Source organism: Halonotius terrestris, assembly GCF_006861665.1.
Lineage (GTDB): Archaea > Halobacteriota > Halobacteria > Halobacteriales > Haloferacaceae > Halonotius > Halonotius terrestris.
Genome location: NZ_RKLU01000001.1, coordinates 125,631 through 143,816 on the forward strand (window position 1 = coordinate 125,631; position 18,186 = coordinate 143,816).

The following is an 18,186-nucleotide window of genomic DNA, read 5'->3' on the forward strand; positions in this document are numbered from 1 at the left end:
ATGGTTACGCATTCCCCCGTGAAAGATACGCTTGTGAAAAGAAAATTTTCTGTAACCGAAAACGACTAGCGGCCGGTGCCCATCAACGCTGGCTACCAGTACTGTTCGAGCCCGGTCTGTGTTTGCCCGGTTTTGATCTCGTCCCACGACATATCCAGAGCCTCGATGACCCGCGAAATCGGGCCCTTGAGCGTCTTCTCCAACATCTTTTCGAGGTCGATCTCGAACTCCTCGGGTAGCTGGTCGGCGTACTCGAAACAGATCACGTCGGGATCGCGTTTGAACTCGCCATAGAGCGGATCTTGCCGTGGATCGAGGCCTTTCTCGTCTTCCATCCGCCGGAAAAACGAGGAGTGAACATCCTTGAGATAGAGCCGCTTGGGTTTCGAGCCACGGTCGAAGTTGGTCCCGAGCAGGAGGTTGGCGTACTGCGCGCCCCGGACCTGTGCCGTGGGCGTCTCGTAGGCGTCGAGCCGCTTGCCGATCCCGCCGGGGATGCCGATCTCGTCGACGCTCCGCTCGCCGTCGAGGAACTCCTCGATGACCGTCGTCAGATACTCCCTGACTTCTTCACGGTCGGCCTCCATGTCGTCGCCGGTGACGATGGTTTCGATGACGTCCTTCTGGACGCGTTTGGTGATNGGGGCGATGTCNGANCGNTTGTACTCGAAGCCNGTGATNTCGATGTCGTCGACGTCTTTNCCCTCCTTCCAGANGATGTGGCCNGCGTANCGNTTCTTNNNNCCNGCCTGGAAGAACCGNCGGTAGAGNTTTTCAAACTCGATCTGGAACCGATGCTCGGCGGCGTTGAGTTGGTCGCTGGCGAAGTCGTCGTACCGGCTGTTGATGTACTCCTCAATTTCGAAAGATTGCTCGATGGCCTCGGCTTTGTCCACCTCGCTGTCGAGTTCGAGCATGACGGAGTCGGTGTTGTGGAGGACGACACCGCCGACGCCGTCAACGAAATTGTCGTTTTCCGCGACGCTCAGATCATAAACATAGCCGTCGTGATCGACATCCGTGAGAACCGGGTCGCGTCCGCTCCGATAGGAGTCGCAGGTGCGGATCGTGTAGCTGTCTTTCGCATCCCGGTATTTCAGCGAGTGTTTTTGTTCCCGTTGCGTGAGCAACATCGAGAGCCCGGCGGCGAGTTCGCGGCTCGTCGTCTCGAAGTCGAAGTGTCGCTCACAATACTCGTCGGTGTACCGTGGGAACTCGCGGGAGCCGTCGCCCTCAATGAGCGTGTCGAGGAACAGATCCTGCGCATCAGCCGAGAGGTTGAACACGAAGCCCGGAATCCGCTTGCCGCGTGAGATCTGCCCGGCGAACTCGCGGAAGAACACCGCGGCCAACTCGTTCATCATTTGGAGTTTGTACGTTGCGTCGTCGTAAGTGACGGATTGTGACCCTTCGCTAGTCTCGTACTCAACGGTACGCTCTCCGGAGCTGTCGGAGGCAATCACGCTCGCCGTCGTGTTCTCAAACAGCCGGTAGTAGTCCGACTGGAGTCCATCAAGCCATTCCTCACGGGATTCGGAAATGCTTGCACCGAACCGCGAATCAGTCGTCTCGGTTGTCGAGGCACTGCCTTCAGTGATGTATGCCGCCAGCAATCTGAGCAGGGCAGCCCCGTCTTCGGAGTCAATATCGATGTACCGCTGTACTTTGACCGGTTTCGATAGCTCGTTGTGATGGTCGTGACCGAACCAGACCCATTCGTCGTTTGCGTGGACACGCTTTGTTTTGGTTGTCGCGTCCTCGCTCCCGACGCTCCGGCCGTCTTCGTATTCGCGGGTGTAGCCGTTCAGTACCTCGTAGACATCAATCGTCTCAACGGTGTCGACTGCCGGCATCCCTGGAATACGCAGCGGTTCGTCGACATCGTCTGGTGCTGCTTCGACGAATTTGTCGTCGTTGTTGACCACGTATGAATGATCACGTGTCGTCGTCGATTCGCCGAACTTGTGCTGGAGGTTGACGACGGGCTTGTCGGTCTCGTGTCTGATCGCCTGCTGGATCGGCTGCCACTCCGGCTTACCGTCGGCGGACAGCGACAGAGCCTCCCAGCCGTCAAGTCGGCGACGATTCTTGCCAGCAGGAGCCGAGCCAACCGCGCCACCGTCGGCGGTAATGACGACCTTATCGCCGGTGCTCGCTGTCGCGCGCTCGAACAGGTCCGCAATCGGTAGTACGCGAACGATCCCGTCGGGATCGCGGACGACGACCGGCCGGTCGCCGGTGACGCTATCACCGTAGGCAACCTCGTAGTCGAGTTCGCTGGCGACGGTTTCGGTGAAATCGATGACTTCGCGGCCGGTCGCCGTGACAGCCGCCGCACCCTCCTTGTCGTAGAGCCGGAAGCGATCCCACCCCGTCACGCCATACAGTGACTGCCCGACGAACTGGAACTTCCCGTTGCGACCCGCCAACAGCGTGTGATTGTCGGCGACGGTTACACAGTAGACACCATCATCAGCCGTGCTTCGAGAGCCGCTCCGGTGCATTCGGAACGAGTTCTTCGAGTCCTCGGTAACGTAGATCCGCCACGTGCCGCTGTCGGCGTTGTAGCTGGCTGTGATCCCGAGATGCGTACAGAGTCGGAGTACGTCGTCCCGGAGTCGCTCGCTCGACGTGCTGTATCGCCACGAGTTGGGCTGGCGGTCGCCATCGCCGTCGATCAGCACCGACAGGAACCGCTCTTTCTGGTCGGTGCTCGCCTCGAAGACAAGTTCCGGAATCCGTTTCGAGAGGCTGTCGTCGCCACACAGGTCTTCGAGCAGCTCGCCGAACAGGTGGGAAGTGAACTGGTACGAACGGTCGTCAACGTAGTAGTCGAAACCCATCCGGTCGAGCAGGTCGCCGATAGCGGCGTGGTGATCAACCCCGGTGGAACCACCGTCGGCGACGGCTTCTTGAGCGATCTGAACGGTCGTCGCCGAACCACGGTAGTTGTCGCCGAACTCCTTGGCGTCCGATGTGTAGGCATTGCCCTCGGTGATATACCACGCGAGGAACGCGAGGAAGTCGTCGCCGTCGTAGGTTCGGGGAATCCATTTCCGGCCCGATTCGGCGTGGATGAAGCTCCGTTCACAGACAGATTCAATGTACTCGCGGTTGGCCTCAAACTCCTCGGGTGTGAACACGTAGCCGACCTGATCAACGTCGGCCTTCGGGACTCGTCGTGGCTGGAAGCCGAGTTCGGTAGTAAACGTGTGACCGTGAACCGAGGGTCGAACCCAGACCTCGTAGTCGTCGACGAACTCGGTGAGGTCAACCGTTTCGAGGTGGTCTCCGCCGTCGTAGGTCCAGTCGTGGGGGAGTTCGTAGTTGCAGTAGTCCTCTAAGTCGCCGGCCTCGACGAAGCTGTATCCGTCTTCGGTAGTACCGTTACGGTCGTTTTTCCGGACGAGCATCCGGTGGTTCGGCGTCACCCGGAAATCGATTTTGCTCGTCTCGATGTCGACGAGTTCGTCGCGGTAGTCCGGATACGCGTGGGTTTCGGTGACCGGTTTGATTTCGAGTTCCTGGGTCCCTGGATTGAGCGAGTAGACCTGATCGCCGACAGTGAGTTCCGCGATGTCGCGTACACCCGTCGGCGTCAACACCTCAGTATCCGGCGTAAAGCAGTTCATGATGACCTTCACCGCGGCCTGTTGGGTGTCGTAGATCTCGTATTCCGAACTGTCTGGATCGTGTTGATTCCGGAGTTCTTTCTTTTCCTCTCGCTCGGTTAGGAGTTCATCGACCATCTCGCGCATGATCCCGTCCGGCTCCTTGCGGAACTGCGTCCCGTTGGGCGCGCGGTAGGTCTCGCCCTCGAAATCGTCGTCGACCTTCGTTTCAGGTCCGGCGTTGATTGTCACCATGCACATCGGATAGAGGCTCTTCAGGTCGAGGACGCTGATGTTCTCGCGGACGCCAGTGATCGGATCGAAGACGGCCCCGCCCTCGAACTCCTCGGCTTCCTGTTTGCCCTTCGTCGGGAGGGCGAACTTCCCGTAGGCTTTGTGCAGGACATACTGGTCGACGGCGTCGCCCGGCGTCGGCGCGTCTTCGAGTTTGCAGCCGACGAACTTGCGGACTTCATCCCAGAAATCGATCAGGCCCTGCTTGCGATCGATCTCGACACAGAGTTCCACGTCTCGGAGGTTGTATTCGAGGAGGCGTTTCGGCTCCTCTTCCCACAGATCGCCGATGTCGCCGGCGTACCGCTCTTTGCCGACCCCGAGTTCGAGTTCGCCGACAGCGTCGAGGCGATAGGAGTCGAGTTCGGTGAACTGGGTACGCTTGTAGCCGTAGAGGAGATCGAAGACGACCCGGCCCTTGATATCCGGGCCACCCCAGCCGGATCGCCAGACCTCGTCGATACGGGAGAGGCGGTCAATCGAGAGGTCCCGGTCTGTCTTGGCGTCGACGACGTCGAGGCGGTCGAGGAAGTACGGCGCGTCGAAGTCCTCGAAATTCCAGCCAGTGAGCACGTCCGGATTCGTGTCGTCGATGTAGTCGATAAACGCGTCCAACATCGCCGCCTCGGAGTCAAAGGTTCGCACGTCGACCGCGATGTCGTCCTGATACGGATCGTAATCGGGCAGTTCGTTCGGAATCTCGCCGTCGCCGTCGGGAGCCTCGTAGAGCCACGCGATGTACTCCTCGTCGAAGGAGTCGTAGCTGGTCAGACAGACGATCGGTTCCTCGCCGTCTTCGGGAAAGCCGCGGCGGTCGTCGACCTCGATATCGAAGATGTTGACCCGGAGGTCGCTGTCGACATCGGCGGGAACGACCTCGTTGTGGGGGACTTGGATCGTGTCGCTTTCGAGGCGTCGCTCGGAGACCTCGATCCCGCTGTTGACCCCCTTGTCGATCAGGAAGCGGTTCGGAAACAGGATGTCGGCCTCGTAGTGGTCGAACTCGTCGCGGATTTCGCCCACATCTCGCGGCGTGCGGCCGATAACTTTGGTCAGTTGCTCGCCGCGAATACTCTCGAAGGAGTCGCCGTCGGCGTCGACCTCGCGGCTGTCGACGATGACCTCGTATTCGTCCTCCGGTGGTTTGTCGAGCGAGTCAGTCGGGACGTAGAAGTAGGGCTCGAAGCCGAGGACGCGGACGTGTTCGTGGGTGCCGTCCCCGCGGCGGCCGAAGACGTGGATCACGGGGTGTTCCTCGCGGCCGCTGCCCTCGATGGTGTAGTCGACCTGCGTGACCATCAGCTCGACCGTGCCCGTCGAGTCGGGGAACCTGGCGTCCTCGACGTCGACGACCTCGCTGATCCGGCCGCCGCCGTTGCCGGCGACGACCGCGGCCGCGTCGCCGGGATCGGCTGCGTCGGCGGGCGTGGCGTCCGCATCATCGGCGTCGGTGTCATCGGGAGAAGAGAAGGTCGAAAGATCCGACTGTGTCATAGCGAGTGCTTGCGTCGTTCGGATAAAAAGACCCGGTGTTCGACCGGTCGGATGACCGCAGGCGATCACTCTCGACTGAGGGCGGCAAGCCTCGGGGCGATAACAAAGTATTTAGTATGTCACCGGTTACCAAAGGGTAGCATGTCCACTCATGCGGACGAACGACGGGGGAACAGTGCGGCAGCGTCCGAACCGGCCGGGGTCGCAACCGTCGAATCCTATGAGGTCGACGACGGGGTGGTGCTCTTCGACGCCGAAAATCCGCTTGCGTGGGTTGAAACCACCGAGGCGATTCCAGTCACCGAAGCCCTGTAAAAGGCGAATCCTTTTGCTGGCAGCCCATCGACAGCGAGTGTGTCGTCCGATCCGCCCGAGGAGCCTGCCGACAGCGTCGAGCCGGCCGATCCGGAGCCGGGCGTCGATGAGACAGCCGAAGCGAACGGCGAGGAAGACCGCTCCTACGAGGAGCGAGTGCTGGACGAACTCGTTCCCGATATCGGCGTCGGCGACAACGAAGACGAAGCGTCAGCGACGCACGATCCCGATTCCGAAATCGAAGCCGAGATTGAAGCGGAGATCGAAGCCGAAACCGACGCGGAAGACGAATTATCCGACGCGCTGGAAGAGATCGACGACGACCTGCTGAACGCGTTCGTCGGGATCGTCGTCTCGATCAAAGCCGGCATCCTGCTGATCAGTATCGGCCTATTGGTCATCGGCTTCCGCGACATGCTCACCATCGGCGGCGCGCTCATCGCGGTCGGCTGTCTCGCCTTCGCCCGCGCCGCCCAGCGATACGTGACCCACGAACGAGCGGAGACACAGGCGGACGGCGACAATAACGGGAGCGATGACACCGCTGAGTCAGGACGCAACGGCTAACCCGCCGGGCGGCGTTGACACAGCCAATGCGAACGGTTCGGGACGCCGACGGCGACCGCTATCTCTTAGTGAAACAGTCCGGCGACAGCAGCCTCGTGCGCGACCCGCAGTCGGGAGCCGAACACTACGTCGCCAACGACGATCTCGATGTCGTCGACGAGGAGTCGCCGCTGGCGACCGCGGCCGCCGGCATCGACCCCGCCGTCCGGCGACTACTGACGGCGACGTATGACGATCAGTCGCTCGGCCTGCTCGTCGAATTGGTCGATCGCGGCCCGATCTCGACAGTTGGCCTGCTCGATAGTTACGACCTCTGTGAGAGCGATCTCCACGGCCTGCTCGCTGAGTTCCGGGCGGCCGGGCTGGTCGAAGAAGCCGAGCGGGCCGGCGAGCGCGGCTATGATGCAACCGCTATCGCCAGCGAAGCTGTCGAGAAACTCCGCGACAGCGAGACAAGCGAAACGGCATCGACAGCGAGGGAATAGCTCAGTCGTCGGCGACCTGACCCAGCAGTTCGAGATCCGGATCGGCGGCGCGTGTGGCCGTCGAGCGGTTCGTCGTCGGGTCCTTTTCGACCGTGATGAGTTCGTCGGCCGCGCCGACGAGTTCGTCGTCGTGGCTGACGATCAGGATCTGGCGGACGCCGAAACCGCGCATCTCCTCGACGAGATCGACCAGCCGGCCGACGTGGCCGGAATCCAGGAAGACGGTCGGCTCGTCGAGGATGAGCGGCGGCGTTGGGGCTGCGCCCTCGATGCCCTCGGCAAGCAGGCGGTAGATCGCACACCGGAGGCTGAGGTTGAACAGCGCGCGCTCGCCGCCCGAGAGCTGACCGGGTTCCAGCGGCTGGCCGTCTTTCTGGTAGACGGTGAGGTCGTANTCGNNGTCNANNTCGATGNGGGNGTAGGCGTCGTTGCCGTANACGAGNTCGAACGTCTCGTTNANCATNCGTTCGAGGCTCTCGACGTTGCGCCGGCGGAGTTCGGTGCGGAGATCGCCGTACATCGTCTCGATATCCTCGGTTTCGCTGTGGACTGATTCGAGCCGCTCGACGCGCTCGGCGATGGCCTCGCGTTCCTCTCGAAGGGCTTCGAGCTGTTCGATGTCGGCGGTGACGCCGCCGATGGCGTTCTGGAGTTCGTCGCGTCGTTCCCGAAGATCGGCGAGTACAGGCTCGACATCGTCGAGGTACCCCTCGGCGTCGTCCTTATTGTTTCGGGCGGTTTCGACGCGGTCGTCGTCGAAAGAGTCCCGAAGGTCGTCGCGCTTGTCGCGTTTGTCGGCCAGCCACTCGCGGCGTTCCTCGTTGCGCTCGGCGAGCGTTTCGCGCTGCTCGGTGAGGTCTTCGATCCGGGATTCGAGTTCTTTGATTTCTTCGCGCGTCGCATCGAGGCTATCAAGTCGGTCGAGGGCATCACTGACGGCCTCGCGGTCGTCGGTCTTTGCGTCGATTTTCTCCCGTGTCGCCGCGGCGTCGTCGGCTTTCGCGTCGGCTGCCTCACGTCGGTCAGCCGCCTCCTCACGTTTCTCCGCCGCGGCTTCCCGTTCTTCGGCTGCCTGCTCGCGTTTTTCCGTTGCGGTCTCGCGGTACGTCTCGATCCGTTCGGTGAGTCGCTCGCGTTCGTCGTCGAGATCGACAATCCGGCTTTCGATTTCGACCAGTCGGTCGGCGGTTTCGAGCCGGTCGTCGAGCGTTTCCTGATCGGCTTCGAGGTCTTCGATTTCGGCTTCCAGATCTTCGACGCGTTCGCGTTTTTCATCGAGGTCGTCAACGTGGGGTGCGTCTTCGACCGGCTGGCCGCAGGTCGGGCAGTTACCCTCGGCGAGAAGGGCCTCAGCTTCGGCGACGGACTCGCGGGCGGTTTCGAGTCGCGTTCGCGTTTCAGCGAGTTCCTCGCCGAGTTCCTGCCGCTCAGTCTGGAGTGTCTCGCGGTGAGTTTCGGCCTCGCCGATCTCGATATCCGGCTCTGCGGCCTCGAATTGCTCGACTAAGTCGTCGCGTTCGTCGTCGAGATCGTCGCGCTCGGATTCGCACTCCTCGGCGTTGGCTTCTGCTTCGTCGGCCTCGGTTTCGAGTGCGTCGGCGCGCTCCTCGGCGTCGTCAGCCTGCGTTTCGAGATCGTCGGCGGACTCCCGGAGGTTTTCAGCTTGATTCTCGTAGCCGGTCGCCTCGACGCGGAGGTCGGCGATTTCGTCGCCGAGGGTTTCGTGGCGATCCGTGAGCGTCTCGCGGCGATCAGCGATGGACTCGGCGGTCGCCTCGGTGAGTTCGGTCTCAGCGAGTTTGTCGTCGAGTTCGGTTTCGAGTTCGCCCCGTTCTTCGATAGCTTCGCGGCGTTGGTCGCCGAGGTCATCGCGTTCGGCTTCCGTCTCGCTGATCTCGGTTTCCAGCTCCTCGATTTCAGTCTCTAACTGCTCGATCTCGGCTTGGTGTTCCTCGTACTCTTCGAGTACCGATTCGGCGTCCTCCAGCGTCTCTTTTGCCTTCTCGCGCTGCTCCTCGTAGTTCTCGATGTCCTCGTCGACCTCCTCGCGCTTCGTTTCGAGTTCGTTGAGTCGCGCGTGGAGGTCCTGTTCCTCTTTGGCCTCGATCTGCTCGTCGATGGTTTCCAGCGAGCCGCGGGCAGTCTGTAGCAGGTCGGTGACCGCCAGTCGGGCCTCGCCAGCCCGATCCCGATAGGTTTCTAAGGTGCCCAGCTGCAGCAGNTCGTCGATCATGTCCTGTCGNTNNCNCGGNNNGGCGTTGATGAGCTTGTTCACCTCNCCCTGNCGGACGTANGCGCAGTTGACGAACGCNTCGGCGTCCATCCGCAGCAGGTCGGTGACGAACTCCCGGACGGCCCGCGCGCCGTCGCGGCTGATCGGGTCGCCGCTGCCGTCGTCGCCTTCGAGTACGCATTTCCGGGTGCTGACGCGGTCGCCGCTGCGGCGGAGCTGGCGTTCGATGTGGTAGTCGACGCCCTCGTGGGTGAACCAGAGTTCGACGGCGGCTTCCTCCTCGCTGTTGCTGATCACGTCGTCGAGCGTGCCGGGCAGGGCTTTCGAGCCGTAGAGCGCGAAGAAACAGGCCTCCAAGAGCGACGATTTGCCGCTGCCGTTGAGCCCGTGGATCACGGTGACGCCGTCGGTGAGTTCGACATCGGCATCGCCGTAGGGCTTGAAATTCGAGAGACGGAGGCGGCTGAACCTCATAGGAAGTCCTCCATCGTCGAGAGTTCGCCGTCTGCCGTGTCGTTTTCGTCGTCAGCAGTGTTCTCGTCGTCAGTGGTGTCGTTGGTTTCGGTCTCAGCGTCGTCAACGTCGTCATCGACAGCATCGCTAGTCGTGTCATCGCTGTCGGTAGCCGCCTCAGAATCTGCATCGTCGTCTCTCTCAGGCGGTGCCAACGCGGCAGGATCGTTCTCGATCTGCTCCTTGAGCCGGGCTTTCACCGTCTCTCGGAGGTTGCTGTCTGCGATGTCGGGCGACCGGACTGCGTCGTCGATATCGAGAGCGGCTTCCGACAGGCCCAACTCCTCGATTCGTTCGTCAACCGCGGCATCGGGGTCAGCGAAACTCACCGAGAGTTCGGTTTCGGTCTCGATCTCCCGGCGGTCGGTGACGCGGGCGATCAACGCGCCGTTGTCGAGTGCGAACGATTCGATTCCCCCCGGCGTGACAGCCTCGCCGTCACCGATGATTTCGACGATGACGACGGCGTCGTCGAGGTCGTGTTGGCCGATCCGCTCGCGGACGCGATCCGCACCCTCGCCGGGTTCGAGGTCGGCCGTCACGAAGACGAACTCGCGGGTCGGCAGCGACTTCCGACGAATATCGACGCCCTCGGGGCCGGGCGCGTCGGCGTCGAACTGGACGATGTTGTACCCACGCTCGTCTTCTTCGCTCGCGCTCGCGCGCTCGGTCGACCCACAGTAGGTCACCCACACGTCGTCGATGCGTTCGATACCCGGCGCGTGGTTGTCGCCGAGCAGGACGGCGTCGAAGTCGACTGTCGATTCGTCGAGGACTGTTTCGGTGTCCCAGTTCGCGTGCGCGAAGGGCTTAAAGAGACCGTGGCCGACGAGGACTCTCTGGGCTGGCTCGGTGTCAAGGTCGCTATCGGCCGACAGCGTGAAATCGTAGTCGAGATCGTCGCGGCGGGATTCGGGGACGTGATCGAGGCCGTAGAACGCGACCGAATCGATGGCGACCGGGTCCTCGCCCAGTCGCGTTGCGAGCCCGAGGCGTTCGAAGAGGTCGAGCCACTGGCCGCCGCGGGTGGATTCGTGGTTGCCGACGACCGCGAGAAACGGGATGTCGGCGGCGTTGAGATCGCGGAGGGCTGAGAGCGTGCCCATCAGATCAGGGAGATCGGGCCGGCGATCGTGAAACAGGTCGCCAGCGTGGACGACGGCGTCAACGTCGAGCTCGATTGCGTCGTCGATGACCTGCTCGAAGGCCGCAAGGAAGTCCGCTCGCCGCTCCGGCGAGTGGTACTGTTGGTAGCCGATGTGGGTGTCGCCAGTGTGAATCACCCGTGTCATTGCCACCCTGTTGTTGCCGGGGTGGTATATCGGTTCCGCGACGGGCGATTGGTGTGGTGAGTACAGAACGAGTGGGAGAATGTGAGCACAGCGGTCTCACGAGGAGGGCAGCCGGACGGAGGGACCGCTATATCTTCAGACTGTAGAGCCGTTTCCGAGCGTCCGAGAAGGAAAACCGGGAGTCAACCACGTCGGCCTCCTCAAGCCGATTGAGCGCGTAGCGCACCGTTCGCGGCGGTAGCAGCGTCTCGTCTGCGAGTTCGCTCTGTGTCAGTGTATCGTTGTAGTCAAGCACCTTGGCGACGAGTTTCGCACTCGGCGGTAGGTCACGAACGGCCTCCCAGCGGTCGGCGGCCTCCTCCGTCGAAACGGCTTCTTGTGTACTCATGCTGAGTGGTACTCGTGAATAGCGTATGATAATACTTGCTATCAAGAGATATTATTTGTCACCTTCTCCGCCGTAAACGGCGGAACTTGTCGGTGGACTCCCGTTCTGGCCGACCCTACTGGCCGGCAGGCGAATACTCGCCGTTCACGGTCAACGTCCCCGACTTCAGGGCGAGGTGACGTGTCGCCCCTCCGTGCGGAGACTTTTGCCCCGCACGGAGTAGCCGAAAGCCGATATTCTTCGCTGCGTTGTAATCCGCATGAGCCTCGTAGCCGCACTTCTGACAGCAGAACCGCGCTTGTGACCGGCGGTTCTCTTGCAGGGTCGTTCCGCATTTGGAACACCGCTGGGAGGTGTACGCTGGACCGACCTGCGTTGTCTCGATTCCCTCCGCGTCGGCCTTGTACGCCACGTAGTCGTACAGCCGGCGGAACGCCCACGTATGGAATTTTTTTATGCCCGGCAATCGTTCGCGGATTCCGATCAACTCCTCGAACGCGATCCGGTCGCAGTTGTGCGCGATGGCTTCTTGGACGATAGCCTTCGAAATCCGGTGGAGGTAATCTTCTACCCACCGCGTCTCGCGGTCCCCCATCCGTTCGATAGTTCGATGGGCAGACTCCGTACCCGTCCGTTGCAGATCGCCACGTATCCGTTCGTACTCCCGACGACGGTGATTCAGGTAGCCACCGCTCCAGAACTTCCCGGTCGAGGTGACAGCAAGCTGTTCGATACCGAGATCGACACCGAGGACTGTGCTGTGCTCGGTGTCACTGTCATCCGGCATCTCAGCCTCCATTTCGGCCTTTGTGCCGATATGGAGGAAAAAGGTGTCTGTCGTCTCCCGGTACTGGAGCGTTGCACCTGTGACCTCGTAGTCATCGTTTCGGAGGTACGTGGTATGTGGATTACCGCCTTCGGGTGGCAGGACGTACTCGGCGTCGATCCGTCCGTCTACTGTGGAGAGTGATACGTGGTCGTCGTGGAACGTCGCACTTCGTTTATCGTATCGGATCGACGGCGTCGTGAAGTGCGGTTTTGATGCCTGTTCCCCCTGTTTCCAGCGTTCGACAACGCCCTTTATGGCTTCGGCAGCCTTGTTGCGTGCGGATTGGACGAGGTTCGCCTGTAGGTGGGTCTGTTCGCGTACGTCGGCATAGGTTCGGTCGTGGAGTTTTGTTTTCGAGGTGGGCTTGAAGTCGTCTTGCCATGCGTCGTCAACGACGTAGTTGCAGGCCCACAGGTACTCGTCGATGGTTTCATGGAGGAGAGCGGTGTCGCTATCGGTCACGTCGAGTTTGACAATGACCGTACGACGGATCTCCGCCATAATTCATATGTAAGACACTACATTTATATTAATTTCGTTTGACGTTGGAGTCGATCGACTACCGAACGGTGGTTGTGTCCCACGATAACGCATTCTTCCCCGTCCTCAGAACGCCTTGCATTCTGCTATGCTAACGAGACGCCGTGCGTCTCGTCAAGTCCGCAAGCGGCGGGGTTCCTGCTTGTAGACAGATGAACATTGTTGCTCGGCTGCGAGGACAGAAGCCGGAACGACGGAAACGCCTGTGAGGACCCGAAGTCTCTTATTACGCACCGCCCTATTGGTGGTGATGACCGACACCGTGGACGACGTCGAACTCCCATACGACGAGACGGCGTCCAGACAGGAAAAGATCGAAGCCCTACAGGAACGGCTCGGGGTGATCGAGNCCCANAACGAGGANATGCGNGACAAGCTNCTCGACGCNAACGCCGAGAACAACAAGTACCAGCAGAAGCTTGAGCGGCTCACCCACGAGAACAAGAAGCTCAAGCAGTCGCCGCTGTTCGTCGCGACGGTTCAGGANGTNACNNNCGACGGCGTCATCATCAAACAGCACGGCAACAACCAGGAGGCNCTCACCGANGTCACCGANGAGATGCGNGAGGANCTCGNNCCGGANNNNCGCGTCGCCGTCAACAACTCGTTGTCGATCGTCAAACAGCTCGACGACGAGACGGACGTTCGGGCGCGCGTGATGCAGGTCGATCACAGCCCCGACGTGACCTACGCCGACATCGGCGGCCTCGACGACCAACTCCAAGAAGTCAGAGAGACCGTCGAGATGCCGCTCGATCGCCCGGAGATGTTCGACGAGGTCGGCATCAACCCGCCGNCGGGCGTNCTGCTGCACGGNCCNCCGGGNACNGGCAAGACGATGCTCGCNAANGCCGTCGCNAACCANACNGACGCNNCGTTCATCAAGATGGCCGGCTCCGAGCTCGTCCACAAGTTCATCGGTGAGGGNGCGAAGCTCGTCCGCGACCTCTTCGAGCTCGCCCGCNAGCACGAGCCGGCCGTCATCTTCATCGACGAGATCGACGCCATCGCCTCGAAGCGNACNGANTCGAANACGNNNGGNGACGCGGAGGTGCAGCGGACGATGATGCAGCTGCTCTCGGAGATGGACGGCTTCGAGGAGCGCGGCGACATCTCCATCATCGCCGCCACCAACCGCTTCGACATGCTNGACNGGGCGATCCTGCGNCCCGGCCGCTTCGACCGCCTCATCGAGGTGCCGAAGCCNGANNNCGANGGNCGNAANNTCATCTTCNAGATCCACACCCGCGNCATGAACGTCGCCGACGANNTNGNNTTCGNNGAGCTGGCCGAGCTGGCGACCGACGCCTCCGGCGCGGACATCAAAGCCGTCTGTACCGAGGCCGGCATGTTCGCCATCCGCGACGACCGCAGCGAAGTCCGCCGGCAAGACTTCGTCGACGCTTGGGAGAAGGTCCAACTCGGCGAGACCGACGCGCCCGCGAGTTCGCCCGCCTTCGCCTGATCTGCGTCGACTGCCGCACTGTTTTTGCCCGTCGCTTGCGCTGCGTTCATCCGAACGACTCAACACCCCACCGACCCAGTCGTCGGTATGGGCAGCACACTCGACTCACCGAGCGACCAGACGCTGGAAGTCATCGACCGACTCTACGACGCCTATCCCGAGCCGGAGATCTCGCTGAACTTCTCGACGCGGTTGGAACTCCTTATCGCAGTGATTCTCTCGGCACAGTGTACTGACGAGCGCGTCAACAAGGTGACCGCCGACCTCTTCGCAAAGTACGACGGCCCGGCGGACTATGCTAATGTCGATCAGGATGAACTCGCCGAGGACCTCAACTCGGTGACCTACTACAACAACAAGGCGGGCTACATCCGCTCGGCCTGCGCGGACATCATCGAGAAACACGACGGCGAAGTGCCGGATACGATGGACGAACTCACCGAGTTGGCCGGCGTCGGNCGGAAGACGGCNAACGTCGTTCTCCAGCACGGNCACGANNTCNNNGAAGGGATCGTCGTCGACACNCACGTCCAGCGGCTCNCGCGNCGNCTNGGNNTCACCGAGGNGNANCGNCCNGAAGCNATCGAGCAGGAACTGATGGATCTCGTCCCCGAAGACGACTGGCAGTGGTACACCCACCTCCTCATCAGCCACGGCCGAGAGATCTGTACTGCGATCAACCCCGACTGCGAGGAATGCGTGCTGGAAGACATCTGTCCGTCCTCGAAAATCGATAACGACGTTGATCTCGCGTCGAACGAAGCGTGGTAGATATCGGAGCCGATCGTCAACGACAACGATGCGGTCGTAGACTCCTTACAGCCAGTAGCGCAGGAAGTACCGATACAGCCCAACAGTCCACGCGAGCAGCCAGAAGACGACGTAGCCGAAGACGCCGATGCGGAGGCGGCCACGCCACGCGCTCATGTTCTCGTGGAGATCGTTGAGATCGATATCTTGGTCCGGATTTCGGTACAGGTCGGCCTCGCGTTTGGCCTGAAAGATCCGAACGATGCCAGTCAACGCGAAGACCAACAGTGCGTACGCCTGGAGGCCGAGGACGGCATGCAGGGCCGACAGCCCGCCGAGTTGGTCGAACAGCCGCGGCATCATCCACGTCACCATCGGCACCGTCGTCAGCGTGAGGCCGACGACGATGAATTTGAGGTGGTAGATCAGCACGTCCCACGTCACCGTCTCGGTCTGCAGCATGATCCACGCGCCGTAGAGGAAGAAGGGAAGGCTCGCCGTCACCGACAGCGCGGTCAACGTCGCAATTGTCGTCTCCGAGACCATCATCTCTCCTTGCGGCTACGGAGGCCTAAAGGGTGCGGAACCACGGCGTCGGAAAGTGCTTTACCGCCGCCAGCCCAACCCACACCCAATGGATTCCTCCAACGCCGATGCCGGGGGCGACGCGGACGCCGAGCCGGAGGCCGGCGAGCCGGGGCAGGCCGCTACCGACGCTGACGACGACGCCAGTGACGCCGTCGCCGACAACGACATCGCCGACGACGAGGAGTTGGCCGAACTCCGGGCGGCCGTCGAGGAGAAATACGATTTCGACGACTTCGGGCCGGCGGATATGGCCAAAATGAGTGCCGACGAGTGGGAGGCTGCCTTCGACGCCGAGACGTGGATCACCGGCGAGGAGCTGCTCGACCGCGTCGTCGCCGACCTCAAAACCCGGATCGCCAACCGCGAGGTCTTCGCCGTCATCGAACGTGAGGGCGACCAACTGCTGGTGTACTCCGATGAGGGATACGCGGTCGTCTCGCCGGACGGAACCGTGGAGGGACAAGGCGGCACTCGGCGGGATGTCGAGCCGATCGTAGCGATGTGTTCGATGGAGGAGTACGACGTTCCTGAGCCGCCCGAAAACTACGAACTCCCCTCGCCCGAAGCAGTCGCCGAGCAGACCGGCGAATTCGGCAATCTGATGGTTCAGATCATCGCCGGCGGCCAGCTCATCGGCGGGCTGGCCCTGATCGGGGCGTGGCTGGTGACCGATCTCGACACGCTCGTCGCGCCGGTGATCGGCGGCATTTTCGCGGTCGTCGGCTTCGCGCTGTTCGTGCTCGTCGCCAACGCGCGGCTCTCGGATCGGTTCCGCGCCGAGCAGTACCGCAACCGCCTCCGTGCGGTCGAGATCGATGGCGTCGAGCGGCCGGATATCGAGCTCGAAGGCGCGCCCGACGGCGGCGTTACATCGGACTCACAGGACGGCACAGAGGCGGAACAGGACGGGGCCTAAAGCGGCCGCGCTGATCGGGTAGTCGGAGGGTTTAAGCCCGCTCCGTGCCCATATTTTTGCGTATGAAACGGCGGGATCTACTGAGGACAGCAGCCGGCGCGGGTGCTGCGGCGGGAGCCGCCACAGCCACGGCAGGGACCGCCGCCGCGCAGACGACAATGCCCGACTTCGGCAGTCACCTCTCGAACGTCGACGGAGGCACTGAGGACCTCCGCGGCAACAGCGAAGTGACCGTCGAGGTCGGTGCCAGCGGCAACGGCGGCAACCTCGCGTTTAGCCCCGCAGGCATCTGGATCGACCCCGGAACAACGGTGATCTGGGAATGGACGGGTGAAGGCGGCGGCCACAACGTCGAAACCGTCGACGGGCCGGCATCGCTCGGCAGCGAAACGGTCAGTGAGAGCGGCTTCACCTACGAGTTCGAGTTCACCGAAGACCACGCCGGCATCACCAACTACCAGTGTGGCCCGCACGCCTCACTCGGGATGAAAGGCGCGGTCGCCGTCGGCGGCGATGTACCGACGGTGGAAGTCGGCGGCGGGGGCGGCGCGGCATGGCCGGTCAGCCTCGAAGACTTCGCCCACGACGTTGGGGTGCCGATTCAGAAGCACTACGTCGGCATCGCTAGCTTCCTCGGCATCGCGGTGAGCCTCGTGTTCACCTTCTACGTGCTGAAATACGGCGAGTCACCCAACACCGGGCGGGGTGGTGCCTGATGTCCTCGTCCGGCTCCACCTACGGTGATATCCACCGCTACGAGCCCGCCAGAGAGAGCACCGCGGCCGCGATCGCTATCGTGTTGCTGACGATCATCGAGGTCGTCTTCGTGTTCTTCTTCGTGTTCGCCCTCGTCTCCGGCTGGGCGGGCACGGAGTTCGGTAACATGTTCCTCGGGGCGATCCTCGGATTGATCTTCATCGATCTGGCGTTCATCCTCGCGTTGTATCGCAAGGAGTTCCTGCCGGACGTGATGATCGTCAAGAAACGCCGCCGGAAGTGGGAAGACCTCTACATCGACAGCGACGACGTCGATGGTGTCTCCCTCGGCGGCGGCGAGCAGGCCTGGGACACACTCAAACGCGCGGTTTACCCGTACTACAAACGATAATATGAGCTTAGAGAAACGAGACGACTTCGACCACAACGCGTGGCTCAAGGAGAAGGATCTGACGGCCATCGAGACGATCTTCCTGACGACGCTGGTCTATCTCGACCGGCGACTCCGGATCGTCGACTACCTCGAGNTNCTNGAGGACNNCTACTACAAGNTCAACNTNCAGATGCCGAAGAGCCACACNGANCAGTACNANCTNGACAACAAGTTCTGGTACTGGTACCCCCTGTACTCGCTTGGGTTCTTTTCGGTACTAGCGTATATCGTCGCCGCCGTGTCGGGCGCGATGCTCGGGTTCTACTACTCCCCATCTGCGGCCGGCGAACCGACAGCGGCGTACGCCTCGATCCGGATGATCATGGAGGATCTGCAGTTCGGGTTCGCGCTTCGGAGCATTCACCGGTGGGCCGCCCAGATCATGATGGCGGCGGTCTTCCTCCACATGTTGCGAGTCTATTTCACCGGCTCCTACAANGAGCCGCGTGAGCTNAACTGGNTNNTCGGCATCNTNCTNATCNNNCTNNCGATGGTNTTCGGCTACACGGGCTACCTNCTNCCGTGGNACCAGCTNGCCTTCTGGGCNGGACAGATCGGCGTCGAGATGGCGTTGGCGACACCCATCGTCGGCGAGTGGGCCGCCCAACTGTTGTTCGGCGGGTTCACATTGGGACAGGCAACGATTGTGAGGATGTATATCCTGCACGTCTTCATCCTCCCGTTCGTGGTGACCGCGCTGATCGCGCTCCACATCGGCATCGTCTGGGTGCAGGGCATCGCGGAACCACACTAAGA

The 18,186-nt window shown here is 61.8% G+C and carries 15 protein-coding genes; 9 read left to right on the plus strand and 6 right to left on the minus strand.

What is annotated here, in order from left to right; all coding sequences use genetic code 11:
• Window positions 1-92: 92 nt before the first annotated feature.
• A complete protein-coding gene (locus tag EGH24_RS00680) occupies window positions 93-5,399 on the minus strand; it encodes a DNA polymerase domain-containing protein (RefSeq protein ID WP_142978256.1) in 5,307 nt (1,768 codons plus the stop codon).
• 141 nt (window positions 5,400-5,540) lie between these two features.
• Between EGH24_RS00680 and EGH24_RS15200 the strand changes: the two genes are divergently transcribed.
• Genes EGH24_RS15200 through EGH24_RS00690 form a run of 3 tightly spaced genes read left to right on the plus strand, consistent with a single transcriptional unit; the run spans window position 5,541 to window position 6,766 of the window.
• Complete coding sequence (locus EGH24_RS15200) at window positions 5,541-5,714, plus strand: DUF7331 family protein (RefSeq protein WP_185903200.1); 174 nt, start codon at window positions 5,541-5,543, stop codon at window positions 5,712-5,714.
• A gap of 39 nt (window positions 5,715-5,753) precedes the next feature.
• Window positions 5,754-6,281, plus strand: coding sequence for a DUF7322 domain-containing protein (locus tag EGH24_RS00685; protein WP_142978257.1), 528 nt, complete (start codon window positions 5,754-5,756; stop codon window positions 6,279-6,281).
• A 26-nt stretch (window positions 6,282-6,307) separates the two neighbouring features.
• Window positions 6,308-6,766: a DUF7346 family protein gene (locus tag EGH24_RS00690; RefSeq protein WP_142978258.1), complete on the plus strand. Its 459-nt coding sequence runs from the start codon at window positions 6,308-6,310 to the stop codon at window positions 6,764-6,766.
• A 1-nt stretch (window position 6,767) separates the two neighbouring features.
• Here the strand turns inward: EGH24_RS00690 and rad50 are convergent, their stop codons facing one another.
• From rad50 to EGH24_RS00710, 4 genes are all read right to left on the minus strand, one after another.
• Window positions 6,768-9,473 carry a DNA double-strand break repair ATPase Rad50 gene (gene rad50 / locus EGH24_RS00695; protein WP_142978259.1) on the minus strand — a complete coding sequence of 902 codons (2,706 nt, stop codon included), beginning with the start codon at window positions 9,471-9,473 and terminating at the stop codon, window positions 6,768-6,770.
• Entirely contained in the window at window positions 9,470-10,804 is a 1,335-nt protein-coding gene (gene mre11 / locus EGH24_RS00700; RefSeq protein WP_142978260.1) for a DNA double-strand break repair protein Mre11, read from the minus strand. The genes rad50 and mre11 overlap by 4 nt, the downstream gene beginning before the upstream one ends.
• Window positions 10,805-10,931: 127 nt before the next feature.
• A complete protein-coding gene (locus tag EGH24_RS00705) occupies window positions 10,932-11,192 on the minus strand; it encodes a MarR family transcriptional regulator (protein WP_142978261.1) in 261 nt (86 codons plus the stop codon).
• Window positions 11,193-11,307: 115 nt separating this feature from the next.
• Window positions 11,308-12,522 carry an RNA-guided endonuclease InsQ/TnpB family protein gene (locus EGH24_RS00710; protein WP_142978262.1) on the minus strand — a complete coding sequence of 405 codons (1,215 nt, stop codon included), beginning with the start codon at window positions 12,520-12,522 and terminating at the stop codon, window positions 11,308-11,310.
• 289 nt (window positions 12,523-12,811) lie between these two features.
• Between EGH24_RS00710 and pan1 the strand changes: the two genes are divergently transcribed.
• On the plus strand, window positions 12,812-14,026 hold the full coding sequence (gene pan1 / locus EGH24_RS00715; RefSeq protein WP_142978263.1) for a proteasome-activating nucleotidase Pan1: 1,215 nt from the start codon (window positions 12,812-12,814) through the stop codon (window positions 14,024-14,026).
• A gap of 87 nt (window positions 14,027-14,113) precedes the next feature.
• Window positions 14,114-14,797, plus strand: coding sequence for an endonuclease III (gene nth / locus EGH24_RS00720; RefSeq protein WP_142978264.1), 684 nt, complete (start codon window positions 14,114-14,116; stop codon window positions 14,795-14,797).
• A gap of 45 nt (window positions 14,798-14,842) precedes the next feature.
• Here nth and EGH24_RS00725 read toward each other — a convergent pair whose 3' ends face one another.
• Window positions 14,843-15,322: a DUF7321 family protein gene (locus EGH24_RS00725; protein ID WP_142978265.1), complete on the minus strand. Its 480-nt coding sequence runs from the start codon at window positions 15,320-15,322 to the stop codon at window positions 14,843-14,845.
• An 88-nt stretch (window positions 15,323-15,410) separates the two neighbouring features.
• Here EGH24_RS00725 and EGH24_RS00730 point away from each other — a divergent pair, with 88 nt between their 5' ends.
• From EGH24_RS00730 to EGH24_RS00745, 4 genes are all read left to right on the plus strand, one after another.
• On the plus strand, window positions 15,411-16,280 hold the full coding sequence (locus EGH24_RS00730) for a DUF7319 domain-containing protein (protein WP_185903201.1): 870 nt from the start codon (window positions 15,411-15,413) through the stop codon (window positions 16,278-16,280).
• A 62-nt stretch (window positions 16,281-16,342) separates the two neighbouring features.
• Window positions 16,343-16,996 carry a halocyanin domain-containing protein gene (locus EGH24_RS00735; protein ID WP_142978266.1) on the plus strand — a complete coding sequence of 218 codons (654 nt, stop codon included), beginning with the start codon at window positions 16,343-16,345 and terminating at the stop codon, window positions 16,994-16,996.
• On the plus strand, window positions 16,996-17,388 hold the full coding sequence (locus tag EGH24_RS00740; protein WP_142978267.1) for a DUF7318 family protein: 393 nt from the start codon (window positions 16,996-16,998) through the stop codon (window positions 17,386-17,388). Before EGH24_RS00735 ends, EGH24_RS00740 begins: the two co-directional genes overlap by 1 nt.
• Before the next feature lies 1 nt (window position 17,389).
• Entirely contained in the window at window positions 17,390-18,184 is a 795-nt protein-coding gene (locus EGH24_RS00745) for a cytochrome b (protein ID WP_142978268.1), read from the plus strand.
• The last annotated feature ends 2 nt before the right edge of the window (window positions 18,185-18,186 follow it).